General features: G+C 57.8%; 14 protein-coding genes and 1 pseudogene. 4 read left to right on the top strand and 11 right to left on the bottom strand.

The genetic code is table 11. The features are described 5' to 3' along the window. Positions 1-174 precede the first annotated feature (174 nt). From pgsA to LOH53_RS08945, 5 genes are read right to left on the bottom strand one after another with little or no spacing between them, the layout of a single operon-like run. Entirely contained in the window at positions 175-801 is a 627-nt protein-coding gene (gene pgsA, locus LOH53_RS08925) for a phosphatidylinositol phosphate synthase (RefSeq protein WP_230067397.1), read from the bottom strand. Positions 802-828: 27 nt separating this feature from the next. Continuing rightward, entirely contained in the window at positions 829-1395 is a 567-nt protein-coding gene (locus LOH53_RS08930; protein WP_230067398.1) for an HIT family protein, read from the bottom strand. Then, the gene (thrS, locus tag LOH53_RS08935; RefSeq protein ID WP_230067399.1) at positions 1392-3401 is read right to left on the bottom strand and encodes a threonine--tRNA ligase; all 2010 of its coding nucleotides are present in this window, start codon (positions 3399-3401) and stop codon (positions 1392-1394) included. Before thrS ends, LOH53_RS08930 begins: the two co-directional genes overlap by 4 nt. A gap of 36 nt (positions 3402-3437) precedes the next feature. Then, positions 3438-7040 (bottom strand): DNA polymerase III subunit alpha, encoded by a 3603-nt coding sequence (locus tag LOH53_RS08940; RefSeq protein ID WP_230067400.1) that lies wholly within the window; start codon positions 7038-7040, stop codon positions 3438-3440. Further along, complete coding sequence (locus tag LOH53_RS08945; protein ID WP_326832758.1) at positions 7030-7479, bottom strand: DUF6504 family protein; 450 nt, start codon at positions 7477-7479, stop codon at positions 7030-7032. Before LOH53_RS08945 ends, LOH53_RS08940 begins: the two co-directional genes overlap by 11 nt. 269 nt (positions 7480-7748) lie before the next feature. Here LOH53_RS08945 and LOH53_RS08950 point away from each other — a divergent pair, with 269 nt between their 5' ends. The 3 genes from LOH53_RS08950 to LOH53_RS08960 all read left to right on the top strand — a co-directional run bounded on the left by LOH53_RS08950 (position 7749) and on the right by LOH53_RS08960 (position 9585). Then, positions 7749-8255, top strand: coding sequence for a GNAT family N-acetyltransferase (locus LOH53_RS08950; protein ID WP_230067401.1), 507 nt, complete (start codon positions 7749-7751; stop codon positions 8253-8255). 111 nt (positions 8256-8366) lie between these two features. Continuing rightward, positions 8367-8834: a pyridoxamine 5'-phosphate oxidase family protein gene (locus LOH53_RS08955; RefSeq protein WP_230067402.1), complete on the top strand. Its 468-nt coding sequence runs from the start codon at positions 8367-8369 to the stop codon at positions 8832-8834. A gap of 52 nt (positions 8835-8886) precedes the next feature. Next, positions 8887-9585 (top strand): response regulator, encoded by a 699-nt coding sequence (locus LOH53_RS08960; protein ID WP_230067403.1) that lies wholly within the window; start codon positions 8887-8889, stop codon positions 9583-9585. Here the strand turns inward: LOH53_RS08960 and LOH53_RS08965 are convergent. From LOH53_RS08965 to LOH53_RS08990, 6 genes and pseudogenes are all read right to left on the bottom strand, one after another. Further along, positions 9579-11360, bottom strand: a complete 1782-nt coding sequence (locus LOH53_RS08965; RefSeq protein ID WP_326832759.1) for a GAF domain-containing sensor histidine kinase — start codon at positions 11358-11360, stop codon at positions 9579-9581. The two genes, LOH53_RS08960 and LOH53_RS08965, sit on opposite strands and share 7 nt — an antisense overlap. 79 nt (positions 11361-11439) lie before the next feature. Continuing rightward, entirely contained in the window at positions 11440-13089 is a 1650-nt protein-coding gene (locus tag LOH53_RS08970) for an HAD-IC family P-type ATPase (protein WP_230067520.1), read from the bottom strand. A 57-nt stretch (positions 13090-13146) separates the two neighbouring features. Then, positions 13147-14118, bottom strand: a pseudogene (locus LOH53_RS08975) (HAD-IC family P-type ATPase); the annotation flags it as partial. 13 nt (positions 14119-14131) lie between these two features. Then, positions 14132-14584, bottom strand: a complete 453-nt coding sequence (locus LOH53_RS08980) for a universal stress protein (protein ID WP_230067404.1) — start codon at positions 14582-14584, stop codon at positions 14132-14134. Between the two features lie 99 nt (positions 14585-14683). Beyond that, on the bottom strand, positions 14684-15571 hold the full coding sequence (locus LOH53_RS08985; protein ID WP_268251064.1) for a class II glutamine amidotransferase: 888 nt from the start codon (positions 15569-15571) through the stop codon (positions 14684-14686). A gap of 101 nt (positions 15572-15672) precedes the next feature. Next, a complete protein-coding gene (locus LOH53_RS08990) occupies positions 15673-16389 on the bottom strand; it encodes an SOS response-associated peptidase (protein ID WP_230067406.1) in 717 nt (238 codons plus the stop codon). 98 nt (positions 16390-16487) lie between these two features. On the opposite strand from LOH53_RS08990, the gene LOH53_RS08995 reads away from it, so the two are divergent. Beyond that, positions 16488-16745, top strand: coding sequence for a mycoredoxin (locus tag LOH53_RS08995; RefSeq protein WP_326832763.1), 258 nt, complete (start codon positions 16488-16490; stop codon positions 16743-16745). The last annotated feature ends 79 nt before the right edge of the window (positions 16746-16824 follow it).

The following is a 16824-nucleotide window of genomic DNA, read 5'->3' on the forward strand; positions in this document are numbered from 1 at the left end:
CATCTCAGCCATACCACGCTTAACGCGGCTACTGCCAGTCACCGGTGTTACATCGGATGTAGACACAAAAACCCCTCTGGGAACGAACGATAAATTTAGTCTGCACGGTGATCGTGATACACCACACAGGTGCGTTCATTGTATTCCAACAAACCGCCCGGGCTGAAACCGGAGTTACTTGGCGGCCGGCTGACTTCCCCTTTGTGCCTGACGGCGGACCGTGCCCACTCGCTGGAAAATGGTGATCAAGCTGGCAATAGCCAGTAAAACGAGTACGACGGCGAGGACGGCCTCCGGCACACCCAAACCAACCAGCCCGGTCGCCACGAGCACGACGACCAAGCGCTCGGAGCGCTCCGCAATACCGACGTTGGCCGTCATTCCAAGGCCTTCGGCGCGTGCTTTCGCGTAGGAAACAACTGAGCCAAGCACCAAACACGTCAGGGCCATAGCGGCAATGAAGGAGTTATGTCCACCCGTGTAGAACCAGATGACAATACCAGCGAACACGGCGCCATCACCCACTCGATCAAGGGTGGAATCAAGGAACGCGCCCCATGGTCCGGTGCGTTCAATCATGCGCGCCATGAGCCCGTCGACGATGTCAGAGAAGACAAAGACGGTAATGACCACTGTGCCCCAGAACAGTTCCCCCCTGGGATATCCGATCAGGGCGCCAGCCGCCACACCCAGGGTGCCGACAATTGTGACGGCATCCGGGGAGACCTTCAACCTCACCAGCAGTGCTGCCACCGGAGTGAAGATGGCAGCAAAGAGAGCGCGAGCATACTTATTCAGCATTGGGTGGGCCTTTCCAACGTCTGCTCCCTAGTCAACTGTGTTCCAGGCGGCAGCCACCTGCTCGCGTGTGTCCGCGAGTGTTTGCGTAATGGCTTTTGTTCCCGCGATGATGGGCAGGAAGTTACCGTCCCCACCCCAACGAGGGACGATGTGTTGGTGCAGGTGAGCGGCGATGCCCGCTCCCCCTGTCACTCCCTGATTCATGCCCAGATTGAACCCTGACGGGCTTGAAACGGATCGGAGTACTCGCATTGCCTGCTGGCTCATCGCAGCAAACTCCGCCGTTTCGGCCACAGTGAGATCCGTGTAGTCCGGCACGTGCCTGTAGGGACACACCAAGAGATGGCCTGGGTTGTATGGAAAAAGATTTAACACCACAAAACCCAACTTTCCACGGTGCACAATCAGCGACTGTTCGTCACTTCGCTCGGGCGCTTCGCAGAAGGGACAGTTATGTGAGCCCGTTACTTTCTCCTGGCCACCTTTGACATAGGCGAGCCGATGCGGTGTCCATAATCTCTGGAACGCATCCGGCACGCCGGGCAGTTCAAAATTATCCACCACCGGCTCCGGTGCCGCGCTTTGTTCACTCACTCCGTGCGGTTCCTCACAGCATCGACAATACGCGCGACGGCGTCCGCCACGGGTACGCCGTTGTCTTGGCTACCGTCTCGGAAGCGGAAGGAAACAGCGTTGGCATCGGCGTCGTCTCCCCCTGCAATCAACACAAACGGGACCTTGTCCTTAGATGCTGTGCGGATCTTCTTGGGGAATCGGTCGCTGGAAATGTCCACCTCGGCGCGAATCCCTTCCTTCTTTAGCTGCGCCACAACGTCAAACATGTAGTCGTTGAACGCTTCAGCCACCGGTATCGCAACCACCTGAACGGGAGAGAGCCAGGCCGGGAAAGCTCCGGCGTAGTGCTCGGTCAAGACCCCCATGAAACGCTCCACCGTGCCAAAGAGGGCACGGTGGATCATCACCGGACGCTGGCGGGTACCGTCCGCTGCCTGGTATTCAAGTTCAAAGCGCTCGGGCAGGTTGAAGTCCAGCTGGATGGTTGACATCTGCCAGGTCCGTCCCAGCGCGTCCTTGACCTGCACGGAGATTTTAGGGCCGTAAAACGCCGCCCCTCCCGGATCTGCCACTAGTTCCAGCCCGGAGGCTTCAGCGACCTCAGCTAGGGTGTTGGTTGCTTCCTCCCAGGCGTCGTCGGAGCCCACAAACTTTTCCGGATCCTTGGTGGAGAGTTCCAGGTAAAAGTCTTTCAGCCCGTAGTCCTTGAGCAGCGATAGCACAAAGTTCAACGTGTCGGTGAGCTCTTCCTTCATCTGCTCCCGAGTGCAGTAAATATGAGCATCGTCTTGTGTCATGCCACGGACTCGGGTCAGGCCATGGATGACACCTGACTTCTCGTAGCGGTAGACGGAGCCGAATTCGAAAAGACGCAGCGGAAGTTCCCGGTAGGACCGGCCCCGCGAGCGGAAGATCAGGTTATGCATGGGACAGTTCATGGGCTTGAGGTAGTAGTCCTGGCCGGGCTTGCGCACGGTGCCGTCCTCATTGAGTTCCTCATCCACATGCATGGGGGGGAACATCCCGTCCCTGTACCAGTCCAGGTGTCCTGAGACTTCATACAGGTTGGACTTGGTGATGTGCGGGGTGTACACAAAGTCATATCCCGCCTCAACATGGCGCTTGCGGGAGTAATCTTCCATCTCTTTACGAATAATCCCACCCTTGGGGTGGAAAATCGGCAGACCCGAGCCCAGCTCGTCCGGGAAAGAGAACAGATCCAGCTCCACACCTAGCTTGCGGTGGTCGCGACGCTCGGCCTCGGCAACGCGCTCCTGATACGCTTTTAGCGCTTCCTTGGTGGGCCAGGCCGTGCCGTAGATGCGCTGGAGCTGCTGGTTTTTTTGGTTGCCCAGCCAGTACGCGGCAGAGGTACGGGTCAGTGCGAAGGCATTGGAAATCAGTTTGGTATTGGCCAAGTGCGGTCCCCGACACAGGTCACACCAGATCTCCTCACCGCTCTTGCGGTCAATATTGGCATAGATGGTGATCTCACCCGCACCGACCTCGATGTTCACACCTTCGCCAGCAGAGTCCGCTGTGGACTTTTTGCCGAGCAATTCTAACTTGTAGGGCTCGTTGGCCATGGCCGCGCGGGCTTGATCTTCCGAGACCACGTTGCGGGCAAACTTTTGGTTCTGATTGACGATCTTTAGCATCATCTTCTCAAGCGTCTTCAAGTCTTCCGGCGTGAAGGGCTCGGCGACGTCAAAGTCGAAGTAGAAACCGTCAGTAATATAAGGGCCGATGCCAAGTTTGGCATCCGGGCGCAGTTGCTGGACGGCCTGAGCCATGACGTGGGCGGTGGAGTGACGAAGCACGTCCAGGCCGTCCGGAGAGTCGATCGTGACAGCTTGAACATCGGCGTCGGCAGGAATTTCGGCGCTGAGGTCCTTCAGCGTTCCATTGACGCGCATGACAACAACGTCGCGACGTTCAAAAAATAGCTGCGCACCTGTGGTGCCGGGGGCCACCGTGGTCGTCTCGCCGTCTACATACAAAGTGATCTGCGTATCCACTGGCACTGGTAACTCCCTGATTCGTTATGTACGGCTCCTTGTCTAAGCAACGTACGGGGGTTGCTGTGAGCCACCATGATCGTATCGGTTTCCCGGTGCGCCAACCAACACCGGCAGTGTCTGCGGCTGGGCCAAGTCCCAGGCTTCCAAAGCCTGCAGGCTAATACCCCGCGGACCGGTGCGCCGGGTAAGCCCCCGAATCAGCAACATACGCGTGCCAAAGAGCAGCGGGCCAGACCTTTCCTGTGCCTCCGTGAAGAACGTTGCATCCACGCAACCGGTGCCATCATCAATGCTGATGAACACCACCCGCTTACCCCCGCGCATGGGCGGAGTCTGTGTAGCCACACGCACCCCCGCCACCAGCACCTCTGTGTTGTTGCGCAGGCCCAGCAGTTCTTTTGCCTTCCGCACTCCCAACCGCTCCAACAGCGGCGCGTAACTCTCCATCAGGTGCCCTGTGACATCAAGGGAGAGCAGGTCAAGTTCGGTGCGCACGGTTTCGGCCAGAGTCGGCGCTGGTAGCTCCGCTTTGAGGGTGCCAAGTTCCAATTCTCCCAGGGGCAGGTGCAGCTGTCCCTCCATGGGCTGTTTAGCTTTGGAGAGCCTCGACGCCGGCAAACTATTCACATGAGCCACCAGGTCTGCCCGGTTGGCGGTATTGGCGGTGATCTGCGCAGCGGCACGTTGCAAAGAATCTAGGGCTCCTAGTTGAGCCAACCGTTTCAAGACCGGCCGTGACACCCGGGCTCGATCACGTAGATCCGCCAAAGAGTCATAGGGCTGTCCGGCCACGATCCGTTTCAGTTCGGTACCTGAAAGCCCATAGATATCCGCAAGGCTCAAGCGGATGCCTATCAAAGAAGCGCCCTTGGAGATGGTTCGCTCAGCCCGGTAATGTCCTGTGCTGGCGTTGATGTCCAGCGGCAGGATGGGGATACTCAGGCGTCTGGCTTCGGAGACCAGCAGGCGGCGTGGATACATCCCAGGATCGTGTTCCCACAAACCGGCCAAAAACTCGGCCGGATGATGGGCCTTGAGCCAGGCCGACTGATAGGTGGGCACAGCGAATGCCGCCCCGTGCGCCTTGCAGAAGCCAAAGCTGCCAAACGCTTTCAGCGTCTCCCACACCTCTTCAATAACATCGTTCTCATAGCCGCGCGCCTTCGCCTGAACGCGAAAATACGCTTCGACGACGGCTTCCCTTTCCGTTCCCAGGGCACGCCGGTACTCGTCGGCACGGGAGAGAGAGCAGCCTGTCATGATGTGGAGGGTCCGCAGCACCTGTTCATGGAAGACCGTGACGCCGTGCGTTTCGGCAAGAGCAGATTTGAGGTCCGGATGGGCGTAATGCTCCGGGGCGAAGCCATGCCGATTTTCTAAATATGGTTTGACCATGTTCGATTTCATGGGCCCGGGCCGGAATAAGGAGATGTCGATGATGAGGTCGTTGAACACGCGTGGGGCCATCTTACCTACGAGTTCACGCTGACCGGGAGACTCAATCTGGAAGCAGCCAAGAGTGTGGGTGCTGCGGATCAATTCAAAGGTTGGTTCATCATCCAGCGGGACAGCGTCAAGATCAATCAGCCCGTCCTCCCCCACATAGGCGGGGCCGTTTCCATGGCCGTCCACTGGATGGTTACCGGCGGCTACGGCATCCGCTTTGGACGGGTGCAGACGCACCACTTCGCGCACGGCATAGGCCATCGCGCTTTGCATGCGTACCCCGAGTACGTCGAGTTTGAGCATGCCCATGGGGTCCATGTCATGTTTATCGAACTGACTCATGGGCAGGCCTAGTCCGCTGGGCTGGACGGGGGTGCGGTTAAGTAAGCTGGAGTCTCCCAAAATCACCCCGCACGGGTGCATGGAGATGTGACGTGGAAGCCGATCCAGGCGCTCGGTCAGATCAACCAGCATGTCCAGTTGCGCACCACTGCCAGATTGGAGAGCTTCTGCCCCCGAGTCGGTTTCTACCCGGGACTGTTCTACTCGTGCGGCGAAGTCGCGCAGTTCAGGTTTTTCTGCCATAGCTTCGCGGAAGGAGCTTGCTGAAAATCTCCACAGTTGCTTGGCAATACCATCTACTTCCTCCGCCTCCATGCCCAACGCTAGTCCGGCGTCGCGCACGGCACCGCGGGCCCGGTAGCCATTTTGCATGCTCATCAGCGTCACTCGTTCCGCGCCAAAGCGCTCGAAGATGCGCCGGTACACGTTGTGCCGTTGGGCGCTTTCAACGTCAAGATCTATGTCCGGCAGGGTAGAGCGGTCGCGGGAGAGGAACCGCTCAAACAGGAGATCGTTGGCAATGGGGTCCACCGCACTGATTCCTAGTAGATAATTCACAAGCGAGGACGCCCCCGATCCCCGCGCAGCCCGCCGCACCCCCATCTGCGCGATCATCATCGATACTTCGGCCACGGTCAGAAAGTATGAAGCAAAGCCGAGTCCGTTGATGGTCTCCAATTCCGTCTCTAGGCGCTCATGCACCGTATGCAGCCTTCTGCCAGACAGACCCGGGAAACGCCAGGCAAGTCCGGCTTCCGCTCGTTGGGCAAGTTCGACGCCGGATTCCAGAGAGAGACCTAGCACTTCAGATTCAGGAGTTACGGGCTTTTTCCAGCCCAAGTCCGATCCTGGGTCGAGTCGACATTTATCCGCCAGTTGGTGAGTGTTGGCCCACAGCTGTCCCAGTTCCGCGGCGCCAAGGCCTCCCTGGTGCACGATTTCTTGAGCCATGGCATGCATCTGTGCTGCGCCCTTCAACCAGCTTTGGCCCGTGGGTTGCAGATTGGATACGTGCCGCATGGGTGAGATAGCTCTGGCAGCATCAAGTACATCGGCGGTAGGGGCGTCATCAGCAGCACAGTACCGCACTGCATTGCTGAGAACGGCCGGTACGCCAAATTCTTGTGCCAGCTTCACCATGCGTACCGCATGGCTTGTACTCAAGGCCGTGCCCGGCTCACTGAAGTGGCTAATAACTTCCACCGTCAAAGTCCCTGCCGGCATGGTTTGGACCCACTCCTGAAACCTTGTCCGTGGCAGCAGATACTTGCGTCCGTCCAAGGCCTTGCCCACATTGGAAAACGGCCCAAGCAACACCGTGAGGGCAACTTCCCCGGTCTCCGGGTCAAGCACACCAGCGGCCAGCTGAGCCAGCGTTACTCCTACGGGCCCTTTGGACCGAGAGTGAGCCACTGAAATCAACCGGCACAAAGCAGCGTAGCCCGCACCGGCGGGCAGGGTACGGCTGCCGTGGGCCAAAATAACGACTCTTCCGGATTCGGCTAGGAGTTCGGATCCGCTCTGGCTTGTACGCATTCTGCCGCGGGTCACCCCATCGGGTTCAAGAGCACCAGATTGCTGCACGCCTGTCTCCGTCACCGTTGTCTGCGTCACCGTTGTCTGCGTCACAGCAGATCCAAGAACAGCGAGATTAACCCCAAGGATGGGATCAATCCCGGCAGCCATACAGGATTTGACATGCTTGACGGCCCCGTAAAGCCCATCCCGGTCCGTGGTAGCTAGAGCGTCTGCGCCATCAGCTGCCGCGGCCTGCACCAAGTCTTCCGGCCAAGACACTCCGTAGTGGGCGCTATAAGCCGAAGTGGAGTGTAAGTGTACGAAATTATGCGCCACGACCGGTCCTTTCCACGGCATCCGAGTGCATCGCCGTCGCTTTTTTCCCCGCAGATGCCTGCACCGCAGAAGAATTTCGGATTATTTGTTCTCCGTTCCCCACAGGAGAGTCTTCGCCCGTTCCCGCCCCGGGTGCGGCGTCATGAATCCTCATGATCCGCCAGTGATTTCTTGGTACATACCTCGCCAAGTCAAAGGTCAATAACTCTGCTCCGGGGGCGGCATTGTCCGCCCGGACTTGCACACGCCAGATTTCCCGCTCCACCAATCCGGCTCCGGTACCGGGTGCCGCGCGGGTTTCCTCATCCCACCAGTTGCGCCGCTCATACCAACGCAGTGGTTCAGCCGCGATGGTGTATCTGCGTCCATGCCAGAGCAGGTGTAGCGGTACCCCCGCGGTTGTCGCCACCACTTCCACGGCCTCACTGAATGTACCCATAACTCCTCACCTCCACCTGCTAGCGCACACCACGCCTCTGTACGCGGCATGAAATTCTTATAGAACATATATTCTATAAGAATTTCAGTGTACGCTCAGTCCACACGGCAAGAAAGCCGTCAATTGGGAAGAACATTCGCCAGGCGGGCATTGTTTAGCGCCTCGCGACGTTATATGGATAGCTGTCAGCGCACAGGACGTCTAGCATGGCCTTAGAGTCATCGACGTAATCACGGCGCTGGTGGACAAACGACTTTAAGGAGCGCTCCATGACTGACATGGTCACCCTCATCGCACAGACATCTCCGCTCGAGCGAGAGCTAAGAACAGCGTCCCGGACGGTGGAAGAATCTGATCTGCCCCGCTTGGGTGAGCTGTACTTCACCGCCTATGAGCCCGGAATTGCCGGAGAATCCCTACAAGCAGCCAGGGAAGACATTAAGTCTTCGATGGCTGGAAAATATGGGCAATTCTTGCCCAAGGCATCCCACGTTGCGTTGGATGAAAACGGTACTGTCGTCGCAGCCGTCTTGGTGGTGGAGCGCGCCATCGGCGATGACACTCCCGAGGCCCCCTTCATCATTGAACTCTTCACTGACAGGGAGCACCGCCGCCGCGGCCTGGCCGAGGACTTGGTTCTTGCTACCATGGATGCCCTCTTCAACGTAGGCCAAAAGCACGTCGCACTACGCGTAAAGGCAAGTAACTCCGCGGCCCTTGCCCTGTACCTTTCCTTGGATTTCCGCCGCTGGTCCCCGGAAGAAAACGAAGACTAGAGCGGTCCTGCAACCGACAATCGCAACTAAAAGACAACTAAGGGGCATCGAGATGTCACTAGGGTCTTTGGCCCCTGTCAGCAAAGACCTAGCGGCGGTAGTCTCACAACCATGGATACAGTTGGCAAGCAGGAAGTTGAATCCCTAGGGAAGAAAGAGTGCTGGGAAATTCTGGCCAGCCACGTCGTAGGGCGACTAGCCGTGATCGTGGACGGTCACCCGGACATCTTTCCTGTCAACTACGTCGTAGACGATGGTTCAGTGATATTTCGTACCGGGGCCGGAACGAAACTTCAGTGGTTGTTGGAGCCTCGACCCGTAGCTTTAGAAATTGACGGCTACGATCCCCACACTGAGCTTGCCTGGAGCGTGGTGCTACGCGGTTCTGCCCGTGAGATCACCCGGGCGCAAGGCCGAGCGGACGCCAAAGCCCTCCCCCTTGATCCCTGGCAAGGTGGTCCCAAGGATCACTTCATTAGGGTCGGTAGCCTCAACCTTAGCGGCCGCCGTTTTCACGTGACCAAAGCAGACATTTGGAAAACACCCCTTTCCGATCCCCGATTGGCGTCCTTCGAATGAGAAACCATAAGCGCAGTCTCCGGACAATCCTCACGGCTGGAGGATGAGAGCAATGGATTCGCAACCCACGCTGGAATCAAGGACGCCCAAGCCCCGGGTTGAGCCCATCACGGTGTTCATTCTCGATGACCACGAGCTGGTCAGGCGTGGGTTGAAGGAATTGCTAGAAGGCGAGGGTTTCAGGGTCATCGGTTCCACGGGTTCAGCTCTAGAAGCGACCCGCCGCATTCCTGCTTTACACCCCGATGTCTGTGTGCTGGACGCACGACTTCCAGACGGCACAGGCATTGAAGTCTGCCGCGATGTCAGAAGCGTTGATCCATCCTTGCACTGTTTGATACTCACCAGCTACGACGACGAACAAGCACTGCGCGGGGCAGTCCTTGCCGGGGCGGCTGGCTACGTTCTCAAAGAAATTGACGGTACGGACTTGTTGACGTCCCTGCGCCGAACCGCTGACGGGGAGACGCTGTTTAGTCCGGAAATCATGGCAAAGGTAGTTCTTGGCCTAACCGAACCAGAGCGCGTGGATCCACGGCTGTCAGTACTGACTCCCCAAGAAAGCCGGGTACTCAAGCTCATCGGGTGCGGGCTCACCAACCGGGAGATTGGTGCGGAGATGTTTCTGGCGGAGAAAACCATCAAGAATTATGTTTCCTCACTCCTAACGAAGCTGGGCTTCGAGCGGCGTACCCAAGCTGCAATTTTTGTTACCGACAAAAGCTGGATGACGCCGCCAACCCATCACTGAAACTCCTTCACTGGGACACACCAGACTAGACGTGTGCCCTTATTTTCCCCAGTTTCAATCTCTAGGGAACCGTCAAGGAGTTCGGCCCGCTTGCGCATATTCGCCAGCCCACTGCGATGCAGAGGCTCGCCCAAACCGACGCCGTCATCCTCGATGATGACTGTGACATTCGCGGTTGTCACATCCACAGAAACCCCAATGGTCCCCGCGTCTGCGTGCCGGACAGCATTACTGAGTCCCTCCGACAAAACCGCCAGCAGATGCTTTGCGATCACATCAGAAACTGCTGAATCAATGGGCCCGGATAAATTGAGCCGCGGTGCGAACGGCAATGGATTTGATGCGTTACGAACGGCTCTTAGAACCAGGTCGCTGAGCAGCTCACTCTGGCTAGAAGTAGCTTGCAAAGAATATATTGTGCTGCGCAAGTCACGGATGGTCCCATCAAGTTCGGCCGTGACCGTTCTGATGCGCTGCGCTGCTTCCTTCTCGGTAACAAACCGTTGCAAGCTTTGCACACTCAACCCCGCAGCAAAAAGCCGCTGAATGACAACATCGTGTAAGTCCCTGGCGATGCGGTCGCGATCGGTAAAGACCATAATTTGTTCTCGCAAGCGATGGGAGCGGGCCAGCTCCAGGGCGAGTGCGACGTGTGAGCCAAAGACCGCGCTCATCTCCACTACGATTTTGGAGTAGCTACCTGACCCCTGGCCCTTGGCTAATATCAAGAGGCCTTGGTTGGTCCCTTGAGGCCCAAGCGCTATGACAATGATCGGCCCCAAAGCAGGTCCATCCACTTCACCAAGGAGGTCTGTGGCGTCATCGAAAACTGTCGGAACACCCGTTTTTAGTACTTCCGCGATGGCAGGAGTGTCCAACGCCAGTGACCGGCCGGCCATGGCTGCCGCCCGCTCCCCTGCAGCGGCGGCTATGAACAGCTCAGGACCGTTATCTGCAGAAACCCCAATCAGGGTCAGAGCAGAATCCGACTCCCGCAAGGCGGTTTCAGCGATCATGTCCAAGCTGTTTTCGGTGATGTCACGTTCATCGTCCATCATGCGCCCGGTCACATACATGCATGCTTCCAGCCACCTTGAACGGCGCCGGGCATCCTCAAATAATCTGGCATTTTCAATGGCAACGCCCGCTGCTGCCGCCAGAGCCACGGCTAATTCCTGATCTTCAAGAGTGAAGTCTTGCCCATCTACCTTTTCCGTCATGTAAAGGTTTCCGAAAAATCTCCCACGGACACGCACCGGCACGCCTAGAAAGGACTTCATGGGCGGATGGTGCTCTGGAAAACCAACGGAGGCTGGATGGTCGTGCAAATCATGCAGACGCAAAGGACGAGGATCGCTGGTCAGCGTTCCCAGAACACCGTGACCGGTAGGCAGAGGGCCTATCTGACGAATCAATTCTTCATCAATGCCGACAGTAATGAAATGCGTCAAGGACCGATCCTCCCCAATCACCCCCAACGCTGCGTAATCAGCACGAAGCAAGGTGCGGGCAGATCTCACAACTCGCTCCAAGACTGCGTCTAGGCTCAAATCCTCGGCTACGGAGACTACAGCGGATAACAGGCCACGCATGCGTTCTTGAGTGAGGAGTAGTTCGTCTGCCCGGGCCACGAACTCCCGGAGTAGGTCCTCAATCCGTAATCCAGCAGCAGGAGCCAAAAGCGGCTCCCCTGCTCCTGTTTCGGAACCGTCCACATTGCCACCCATGATCATGAAGCACTTGCCATTGATCGGCACTTCTTGCCCGTCGGGCAATCACAGGCTATCCTTTCTTCCCGATAGATGCCCTAGAAAAGAGCTGTAGCGAGCAAGAAAATTTAGTGAGCCGCGCCGCTCAGTGCTGATTGAGAGTGGTGGCCGCGCTAAAACGGGCCGCACGGCGGTGTATTCGGTGTGCGCTTCCACGGATCCGCTGCCTTGTTGGTTCTTGCGACTGACGGGCAAAGAACCAATGCTTGGCGAATTCAATCAACACCAAGTACAGCACCGTCATGGCCAACAAAGCCAAGAAGAACGGGATGGGAAGCGGATCGAAGCCCAACACGGCACCCAGTGGTGACAACGGCAAATAGATTCCGAGTCCCACCACGCCCAATGAGGCCCAGAGCAGCCCGCCGGAGGGCCGACTGCGAAAAAATGGTACCCGCCGCGTTCGAATGGCAAAGATGATGAGGGTTTGGGTCGCGATTGATTCGATAAACCAGCCAGCCCGGAACTCTCCTGGTGCTGCGTTGAACACATAGATCATGAGACCAAAGGTGGCGAAGTCGAAGAGCGAGCTGATAGGGCCAAACAAAAGCATGAAGCGGCGGATGAACGCGATGTCCCAATGCGACGGCGCCAGAAGTTGCTCTTTGTCGACCCGGTCCCCGGGGATGGCCAATTGACCGGTGTCATAGAGCAGATTGTTAAGCAAGATTTGTCCCGGCAGCATGGGCAGAAAGCTGAGCACCACGGATGCCGCGGCGGCGCTGAACATATTGCCAAAGTTGGACGATGTCCCCATCAAAACGTACTTGATCGTGTTAGCGAAAATCCGCCGGCCTTCGCGAACTCCTTCGGCGAGTACGCCCAGGTCCTTATCCATGAGAACAATGTCGGCTGCGTCTTTGGCGACGTCGGTGGCGCTCTCCACAGAAATGCCGACGTCGGCCTGATGCAGGGCCAAAGCATCGTTGACGCCGTCGCCCAAAAATGCCACGGCGCGGCCCTGTTGTCGCAAGAGACGGATGATTCGGGCTTTTTGCTCGGGTGACACACGGGCAAAGATGCTTGATTGCCCAGCAGCTGCCGTAAGTTCGGGATCGGACAGCCCGTCGATCTGTGTCCCCAGCAGTGTCCCGCCGGACTCCAGACCTAGATCACGGCAGACTTTCTGTGCAACTCTGGCGTTATCGCCGGTCGCGATCTTGACACTGATGCCCAGTTCCGCCAATTCCACCAAGGATTCCTTTGCATTGGCTTTGGGCTTATCCAAGAAGACGAGAAAACCTGCCAGCACCAATGCTTGTTCATCTTCGGGTCCAAGGGCGCTCATGTCCTCGGCGGGACGGGATGCTACCGCAATCACCCGGGCACCGGCGTCGTACTGCACATTCAACAGGGCCTGCGCTTGATCCGGGATGTTGATGCACCGAGCCATAACGTCCTCGGGGGATCCCTTGGTAACTATTTTCTGCGCACCGCCAGCATCTGCGACTAGGACACTACTCATGCGGCGGGTGTGATCAAACGGAATGAGCCCGAGCCGCCGGTGCCGCTCCGGTTCGAAACCGACAGCCTGCGGCGCCTCCCACAACGCGGCGTCCAAGGGATTCTGGCCCACCATTGAAACAGTTCCCGACGAATAGTCTGCTTCAGTGGAAACTAGCCCCAAAACAAAGAGTTCGTCCTTGCTAACCAGCGGATCTACCGGAAGTGCGCAGGTGAAGCTGATGCGGCCCTCGGTCAAAGTCCCTGTCTTGTCCGTGACCAGGACATCCATGTCGCCTAGGTCCTCGATGCATACCAGCCTCTTGACCAGAACCTTCCGCTTGGCCAATGCACGGGTACCGGCGGCAAGGCACGTACTGACGACGGCGGGCAACAGTTGTGGAGTAATACCAACTGCTATGGCAAGAGAAAATAGTAAAGAATCCAACAGGGGGCGGCCCAGCAAAAGGTTAGCGATGAAGATCAGCGACGTCAGCACAACCGCCACTTGCAGCAGCAAGAAAGAGAATCATTTGAGCCCGCGCTGAAATTCCGTCTGGGGCGAGGACTCCCCCAAACCCAGGGCAATCCGCCCGAACTCCGCACGTGCGCCCGTAGCAACAACTACCCCGCTGCAGCTACCCGTCTGCACAACGGTGCCCATGAATACGCAGCTCGCCAAATCACCCAGAGAGACATCTCCTGAGATGGGAGCGGCATCTTTCGCCACGGGGAGCGATTCCCCGGTAAGAATGCTCTCGTCGCACATCAGACCCACAGCGCTGAGCAATCTAATATCCGCTGGAATGATGGTTCCCAGAGATAATTGAACGACGTCGCCGGGCACCAACTTCACCACGTCGATTTGGCATGCAGTACCGCCGCGAAGGACGACTACCGTGTGCGTGACTCGCGAATGCAGTGCCTCGGCGGCGCGCTCGGCGCGGAATTCATTACTGAACCCAAGACCCACGCTCACCAACAAGATGACAGCAATGACGATCGAATTCGTTGCAGCCCCCAGAAATAGGGACAGAGCGGCAGTGACCATCAAAAGGATCAGGATGGGACTGCGAAGCTGCCGCCCCAATACTGTCCAAGGGTTTGCTTTGTGTGAACGCAGAGCATTGGGTCCCACCGATACGAGACGATTTGCTGCCTCTGTTTCCGCCAGACCTGTCGGGCGGGAGCGAAGTTCCTCGAGCACTTGCGCGCTGCTCTGCCGTGCAGCTTGGGCAACGCTCAGAGCTTGTGCGCTTGAATCGGGCGCCGCAGTGGTCGCCGGCAGGCTCATGGGCCCTGTCACACCCCCACTGGGCATGCGCTAATAGCTTTCACGGGCGTTTGCTTTTCTCTGCGTGGACAACCAATACGGGACACACTGCGTGCTCTGCACAGCTGGAACTAACGGACCCGAGTAGAAGCCCGGCAAAACCGCCGTGCCCACGCGAACCCACGATCAGCATTTTCGCCTTCTCGCTGGCCTCAATCAGAACTTGGGAGGCCTGGCCGCGGAACGTCCGGGAAATCAGGCCTTCCGGCACGTCATCGCCAAACGCCTTGGCCAGTGAATCTGTCAGGATCTCTCGGGCAATCGGTTCAGGGTCCCAGTCGGGTATCTCATACGGTCCCATGGCAGTCTCCATCCGCCAGGCGGAAACAGCCATAATGCTGGCCCCAAGGGTCGGGGCCAGGGTTTGCGCCCACTGCAAGGCCAAAATAGATTCCGGGGAACCATCAACCCCCACCACGATGTGGACTGCGGCACTACTTTTTTGCTCTGTCATGGCAAAGACCGTCCTTTCAGAGTCAATCTTTCCCGCTTAGATGGCCGGCGCACAGGGCCTAAAGGCCCTAAGGAACAATTCAGTGGCGATGACCTCCGGCTAGAGGTTAGCTCCATAGGGATGTTGAGATGCCGCTGCCGCAGGATCCAAGTCTGCCAATGTCAGTAGCCGAGCTGGAACTTCCTGTAGGGGGAAGCTGGACTCCACGTTCAGCGCACTGTCCACGTGAAGAAGTTCGCCGGAGCTCATCAGTCGCCATCCGGGGTCCGCATCCATGCGCACGCTGGCCACCACCAGTGAGTCGTGTTGGGCCAAGTCGGGGAAATGTGCGGCGATTCTCGCACTGGCGGCATGAAGTTGACCTTCGCCGGTCCCACAGTGACCACCAGCGCAGCGTTCTAAAACGTGGAGCCCATGTGTCTGTGGGTAACGAAGCGCCCACAGTTCCGACTCCGTGGTGAGGATGAAGTTCAGCGCATATACGGGTATGTTTTGTGCTATCCAGGTCAGCGCGGCGCTCAGCCCTGCTCCCACGTCTCCATCGTTGTGCCGAATTTCTGCCGTGACGAGCGCAAAAATCCTTTCGCTGTCAGTTTGGCCGCGCACTAGTCCCGCGCCGCCACGGTCAGCAATGCGAACATCGAGTTCCGCAAGTCCGTGCACCACGCCGTTGTGCGCAAAGAGCCGCTGGTCTTGCTCAAAAGGGTGGGTATTTTCTAAGGTGTGTGATCCCGTAGAGGCGTACCTAACGTGGGCTAGAAAATTCGTGCCTGTCAGAGTCTTGGCGGAGCAAGCAAAGTCGGCATCCTCCCAAGCCGCCATAGGCTGCTTACTCACAGTAGGTGCGCCTACGCCGTTAAAGACACCAATCCCTGTGCCGTCCGGTGCTTCTCGGCTCTGCAGTGCCAGGTTGTCGGGGGCTTTCAAAAGCCAGAAGGTGGCTTTCACGGACTCTGTCCCCGCATGAAGCCCAAAAAGTCGGCACATCCGACACCACCTTTGCTCGTTCCCCGGTGCGGCTGATACCGCGACGGCGCACGGCCCATCCGCGCAAGTGACCCCAGTATGGCAGAGGCACCCACCAGCTTTCAGACCCGGGGAACAATCAGCTCTGCGGAATTATTGCGCACATTCCCTACCTCTGGCCCCACGGGATCCAGCTGCCAGCCATCGGCCACACCGTAGGCCTGTGCAAGGACAGTGTCCAAAAGTTCTACATTCCCTTCCCCCGGGCTCAACCATTCCGTGAGAGCGCTGCGACAAAGTGGGACCGGGAGACGATCGTGCAGTGTGGCTAGTTCTCCCTCGGGAGGAGACGCCATGGTCAAGATAGTGCACGAAAGCAGCCACTGGTCCACATCGCCGTCTAGCTTTTGCGGATCTTTCCACCATTCATAGAGCCCAGCAAAAGTGATAAGTGAGCCATTCTTCGAGTGTACGAAGTAGGGCTGCTTTACCCCGTCTGGACCTTTTTTCCACTCGTAGTAGCCATCAACAGGGACCGCGCAGCGCCGAGCTTTGGCGGCAACCCTAAAGGTGGGCTTTTCAAGTACCGTCTCGCTGCGGGCGTTGAAGGAGCGCACAGCAACGGAAGAGTCTTTAGCCCAACGTGGTACGAGTCCCCACTTTGCGACGTGGACTTCCCGGTGTATCTGGCCCTCGATGAGGCGTTCCAAGACAATAGGTACATCTGTGGTCGGTGCAACGTTCCAAGAAGCCCGCAGTTCTAAGTTGGCGTCAGCCTCTGCCTCCAGCTCAGCTACCAAGTCCCCCACAGCTCTAGCCATTACGTATCGTCCGCACATGCCACCATGCTGCCACGTTGGCTTCGCCGATGGCAGGAATAGTGTGGCGCGTCGGTAACGTTGTACACACCAGATACGACTTAGCCAAGGAGCAAAAATTGGAATATACCCCAGAAGCTGGCACCATCACCATGTTTTCCACCGTTTGGTGTGGTTATTGCAAGCGACTTAAAAAGCAGCTTGAGGCCAAGGGGATTAGCTACACGGAAATAAACATTGAGGATACTCCCGGCACCGCCGTGCTGGTCGAGAACCTCAATGGCGGCAACCAAACAGTCCCCACCGTTATTTACCCGGATGGCAGCTCCGCCACCAACCCGTCGCTGAAGGACGTCATGGCCAAGTTGGGCCTCTAGAGTCCGAAGCGTTCCGCGACGGTATCTGGCCGGACACCCCCCGGTGTCCGGCCAGATACCGTTCAACGCTCAAAAGTCA

Origin of the sequence: Arthrobacter cryoconiti, from assembly GCF_020905375.1 — a bacterium.
In the GTDB taxonomy this organism is placed as follows: Bacteria; Actinomycetota; Actinomycetes; order Actinomycetales; family Micrococcaceae; genus Specibacter; species Specibacter cryoconiti.

What these genes read in the sequence shown, in the direction of transcription:
- LOH53_RS08990 (WP_230067406.1), bottom strand. Translation starts at nt 16,389, where the DNA reads ATGTGCGGACGATACGTAATGGCTAGAGCTGTGGGGGACTTGGTAGCT.
- LOH53_RS08980 (WP_230067404.1), bottom strand. Translation starts at nt 14,584, where the DNA reads ATGACAGAGCAAAAAAGTAGTGCCGCAGTCCACATCGTGGTGGGGGTT.
- pgsA (WP_230067397.1), bottom strand. Translation starts at nt 801, where the DNA reads ATGCTGAATAAGTATGCTCGCGCTCTCTTTGCTGCCATCTTCACTCCG.
- LOH53_RS08945 (WP_326832758.1), bottom strand. Translation starts at nt 7,479, where the DNA reads ATGGGTACATTCAGTGAGGCCGTGGAAGTGGTGGCGACAACCGCGGGG.
- LOH53_RS08950 (WP_230067401.1), top strand. Translation starts at nt 7,749, where the DNA reads ATGACTGACATGGTCACCCTCATCGCACAGACATCTCCGCTCGAGCGA.
- LOH53_RS08960 (WP_230067403.1), top strand. Translation starts at nt 8,887, where the DNA reads ATGGATTCGCAACCCACGCTGGAATCAAGGACGCCCAAGCCCCGGGTT.
- LOH53_RS08955 (WP_230067402.1), top strand. Translation starts at nt 8,367, where the DNA reads ATGGATACAGTTGGCAAGCAGGAAGTTGAATCCCTAGGGAAGAAAGAG.
- LOH53_RS08985 (WP_268251064.1), bottom strand. Translation starts at nt 15,571, where the DNA reads ATGTGCCGACTTTTTGGGCTTCATGCGGGGACAGAGTCCGTGAAAGCC.
- LOH53_RS08970 (WP_230067520.1), bottom strand. Translation starts at nt 13,089, where the DNA reads ATGGATGTCCTGGTCACGGACAAGACAGGGACTTTGACCGAGGGCCGC.